This window comes from Micromonospora sp. NPDC023633, assembly GCF_040640035.1.
Taxonomy (GTDB): Bacteria; Actinomycetota; Actinomycetes; order Mycobacteriales; family Micromonosporaceae; genus Micromonospora.
The window spans coordinates 1-4,102 of the sequence record NZ_JBFABB010000245.1; the positions used below are offsets into that span (position 1 = coordinate 1).

Here is a 4,102-nt window from a genome sequence, read left to right on the forward strand (position 1 = left end):
AAGAACCGACTCAAGAGCATCCAGTACCGCACCGACCTACTCGACGGCTTCCTCGCTCACACCGGACTGACACTCGAACCCGACACAACCTGACCATTCAAGATCTGTAGCCCCACCCATATCCCAGCCACCCCGACAAACACCGTCCCAAACGTGATTGCGATCGGCAGCCAGACCAGCGGTGGCTTCATGGACCAGAGCGCTATCGAGCCGATGGTCAGACCCATCATGAGCGGCCCGAGGAGCAGGCAGCGGTACCCGACGACCAGCAGCCGATATGCTCCCGTCGCCCGGATCCGTTCGACCGCCTTGTCGACCTCTGTCATGTCGGTGATCTTCCTGGATCACCGCAACTGTTCGGCTCCCGCTCGTCGTAGCCGCGAGCCTCGTTGTCGGTTGTCAAAGCCTGCGCCTGGCGGCCACGACCGGCCTGGGATTTAGAAGAAGATCGTGGATGGCTGGTCGGGTGCCTGCGGCCATGGTCGGCCCGTCTGGCGTTGTCGGGTGGCGTCGGTGTCAGCGGGTGGTCTTGGTTGTACGACTGGCTGTACAGCCGAACGGTTTTGGAAGGCGACTCAGGCAGGTTGGGGAGCGTGCCCTTGACCTGGACGTCCGTGTCGGTCACCTGCCGGACGACTCAAGATCAATGCACGTACTCTGCACGCCCCTGGCCTGGCGTCTTCGACTGCTGCATGAGACCGATGTAGCGCATCCGAGTCTGTTGAGCCTCATGCCCTCCGGTAACCGTCCGGGACGCTGGCCACTAGCCTGGCCAGCGCGCGTGGAACTACAAGTAGCGGCGGAAGCCTTGCGCCAGCGGCAGGAGACCACACGCCCGGTAGAAGGTGTGAACCTCTTCCTCCGGGGCCGCCAACAGTTGGACCTTGTAACAGCCAGCCGACTTGGCGAGCTGCATCGCAGCCTCCATCAGCTGTCTTCCCACACCGGTCCTACGGTGTGCTTCGGCAACCACAACGTTCTCGACGCCCAGAATGGACCGACCACCGCGAGTGAGATTGGGCAGCTCGATGCAGTCGGCGGTTCCGACCAGCACGCCGTCCAGGTCGGCGACCAGCACCGTGCGGCCCGGCTGCGCAGCGATTGCGGCCCAGATGCGGTGGGCGGACTCCGTCGGCACCGGCGCGTCCTCCGGGTTGAGCTCGCTATACAACGCCAGCAGCCCCGGCAAGTCAGGTTCGGTGGCTGGCCGGACAATGACCGTCACCCTTGAAGCCTAGCCAGGGGCTCCGCCGCTAACCGCCTGGGGCACTGGTTGCTGGAATGGCTGCCCGGTGGGGTGCGCGGTCGTCCAGCGGCGTACGGCTTACCGACCCCGGCCTTCGGGCCGGGGGCGGCTTGCCGTGGCGCCGGCTTTCCGCGCGCCTGGACCTTGGTACCCGGTGGCAAGCCGCGAAGCGGCGCGGCAGCCGATCGCCCCAACCCCCACGGCGGCCCTGACCCTCGCGATCGTCACAGGCCGCAAACCATTGGCCCCAGGGAAGACCCTCAGCCAAGATGCCCTACGTGGCCAAAGACGCGGATCTGCCTCTCGCCGACACGCTGGCGCTCGGGAAACTGGCCTACCTCCGCCAACGCTCACTGAGTAACCCGCGCTACCGAGACGCCAACTACGTTCGGCTCCACGTCACGCCGGGCTATCTCCGCTGGAGCCGGCCCTCAGTCTTTGATCCGCACTTGGAGTCGGTGCAGCGTAGCCTCGCCACCTTCGAAGGGCTCGCCAAGTGCCATGATCCGGAGGCCACCCATGCCTGGCGAGCAGTCCTCGCTGCCGTAGACCTCCTGTTAGCTGAGGGGCGGCACCGGACTGGGCATCGCATCCGACCAAGACGAATCTGATCGCTCGCCGTCGTCGGCCTGATGCGGCCCGCCGCGCCGGCCGATGCCGGCCGGAGGCCGCCAGCAGGCCGAGTGCGAGCGGGCCGCTGCGCCGCGCTCGCGCGGCGCCTTGATCCAAAGAACGAACAATTCGGCAAATGACCCGGGTAGCCACCTGAAACTTGACCGTCGGTCAAGCAGCGCCAGCCACCGCCAACTTGACCGATCTTGGTCCCCAGAACGGCGAAAGGGCCGATCCGATTTCCGGATCAGCCCTTTGACCTGCGTCGGGACGGCCGGATTCGAACCGACGACCCCTTGACCCCCAGGCAACCAACACAGGGCCCTGACCTGCTGTTCCATGGGTGTTGGCCTGCTAGAACGGTCCACCAACGTCCCTCCTCGTCCGCTGGCGTCCGTCCCGATCGTCACTCGGTTAGTCACCCGCCCACGGCACGGCATCGGGCACCCCGTGTGGAGTCCGAGCTATGCGGGAAAGACCACGCCGTCCGTCGTAATACGCGGCGGTGGTTCGAGCCTCACACCCAACGCGAGGCACACCGCCTGGGCAGCCGCAAACTTCACGTCACCGTCAGCCGTGTCCACCGGCATATCCACAATCTTCGTCACCGTCACCATGTAGCCGCCGGGTCGCCCCAAGCGGGCGAGCGCATACCACACGCCCTCAACCGCCTCAGCCACCAATCGATCATTGATCGGCCGATCGATCACAGCTCGCGGCCCATAGACATCCCACAACCAGGTAAAGGCATCCGGGGAGACGGCCACCTCATCACGGTCTGCCGGCTCGGCCGCGACAGCCACATCCGCCGCATGCCCAATCCGGCCAACCACCTGCCGAAGGCGAAACTCTCCCTGCACGGCCAGAGGATACCGGCACCGGTTCTTCGTCCCGAAAGAACAAGCGTGGCTCAACGGCCTGGCAGGATGTGCGGCGCGAGCTTTGGAAACGGTCCACAAAGTCTCTCAATATCCGGCCATGTCCGTAGACGTCGTCACTCAGATCGTCACCCAACGGTCGCCGACGCAGGACCAGGCGGCCCGCACTGCCGTGGTGACATCATTGAGGTATGCCCGTAATTGAAGTTGTGCTTGGTGATATCACTAGCGAGGACGTCGACGCCATCGTTACCGCAGCCAATGAGTCACTGTTAGGTGGCGGCGGTGTAGATGGGGCGATTCATCGTGCGGCAGGACCGCGACTGGCCCAGGCGGGTGCCGCGCTCGCACCCTGCGATGCCGGCAATGCAGTCGCCACACCGGCGTTCGACCTGGACCCACCAGTACGCCATGTCATTCACACCGTCGGCCCCGTGTGGGAAGGCGGTGACTATGGTGAGGCTGACATCCTGACGTCGTGCTATCGGCGTAGCCTTGAGGTTGCCGACGAGGTCGGGGCCCACAGCGTTGCCTTCCCAGCTATCGCCACTGGCGTATACGGCTTCCCGCCTGCGCAAGCAGCAAAGATCGCGATCTCGACCATCAGAGCAACGCCTACAGATGTCGAGCACGTCCGCTTGGTCGCCTTCGACGAAGAGACGTACGAGATGCTGGCTGCGGCAGTGCAGGCGTGACCGGCGGCGATACAAACGCCCCAACGGGACGCCTTGCCATCCCGTTCGCCGTCGACCCGCCCTCCTGGGGAGCGGGCCACCGCCCGGCCCGCCACGTCAAGACGGCCTTGACGGCTCGTACGGACGCTGGCGGGTCGGGCGGTGGTCTGCTCGGCTCGCCCGGGTCGATGGCGGGCGGGATGGCTCCCACCGCAACCACCCACGGACCGCAACGCGCCGACGGTGCCCCGGCCATCCTGGAGCCGGAGCGCCCCCGCCGGAGGCGCAGTAACCGCAACCCCGCGACCACCGCCAGCTCGCCAACGCGGCCGGCATGCGCTCCCCTACGCCGCGCGGGCTCGTGGCCGCGCGGCCCGGCCGGCTGCCGGCCCACCACCACCCGGCCAACGCCGCTGTCGTGCTGCGGCGGCCCCTTCGGGCTTCACGCTCTCCGCGCCAGCCGCCGGGCGTGTTGCGTGGCCGACGTGGAGCGACAGCGGAGCGACGGACGCGCGCCCTGGCGGCGGCGCGTGCGGCCCGTTCAGGGCCGCCTTGAAGACGTACAGAAAGTTCTCACCACTTCGCCGGCAGGCGCCTTGTCCCGTCACGGGAGATGCTTGACACTCGCGTCCCACCAGATGCTTGACATGATCATTATCCGGTTTCTTCATCGCGTGATGGTTGCGGTCATC

General features: G+C 66.3%; 4 protein-coding genes. 1 reads left to right on the forward strand and 3 read right to left on the reverse strand.

Annotated features, from left to right (window positions below; translation table 11 throughout):
* Window positions 1-56 precede the first annotated feature (56 nt).
* The 3 genes from AB0G13_RS34260 to AB0G13_RS34270 all read right to left on the reverse strand — a co-directional run bounded on the left by AB0G13_RS34260 (window position 57) and on the right by AB0G13_RS34270 (window position 2,718).
* A complete protein-coding gene (locus AB0G13_RS34260; protein ID WP_357883729.1) occupies window positions 57-326 on the reverse strand; it encodes a hypothetical protein in 270 nt (89 codons plus the stop codon).
* Between the two features lie 461 nt (window positions 327-787).
* A complete protein-coding gene (locus AB0G13_RS34265) occupies window positions 788-1,225 on the reverse strand; it encodes a GNAT family N-acetyltransferase (protein ID WP_357883732.1) in 438 nt (145 codons plus the stop codon).
* Between the two features lie 1,097 nt (window positions 1,226-2,322).
* Window positions 2,323-2,718, reverse strand: coding sequence for a hypothetical protein (locus AB0G13_RS34270; RefSeq protein ID WP_357883735.1), 396 nt, complete (start codon window positions 2,716-2,718; stop codon window positions 2,323-2,325).
* Between the two features lie 209 nt (window positions 2,719-2,927).
* Here AB0G13_RS34270 and AB0G13_RS34275 point away from each other — a divergent pair, with 209 nt between their 5' ends.
* Window positions 2,928-3,431 (forward strand): O-acetyl-ADP-ribose deacetylase, encoded by a 504-nt coding sequence (locus AB0G13_RS34275; RefSeq protein ID WP_357883738.1) that lies wholly within the window; start codon window positions 2,928-2,930, stop codon window positions 3,429-3,431.
* The last annotated feature ends 671 nt before the right edge of the window (window positions 3,432-4,102 follow it).

What these genes read in the sequence shown, in the direction of transcription:
- AB0G13_RS34260 (WP_357883729.1), bottom strand. Translation starts at nt 326, where the DNA reads ATGACAGAGGTCGACAAGGCGGTCGAACGGATCCGGGCGACGGGAGCA.
- AB0G13_RS34275 (WP_357883738.1), top strand. Translation starts at nt 2,928, where the DNA reads ATGCCCGTAATTGAAGTTGTGCTTGGTGATATCACTAGCGAGGACGTC.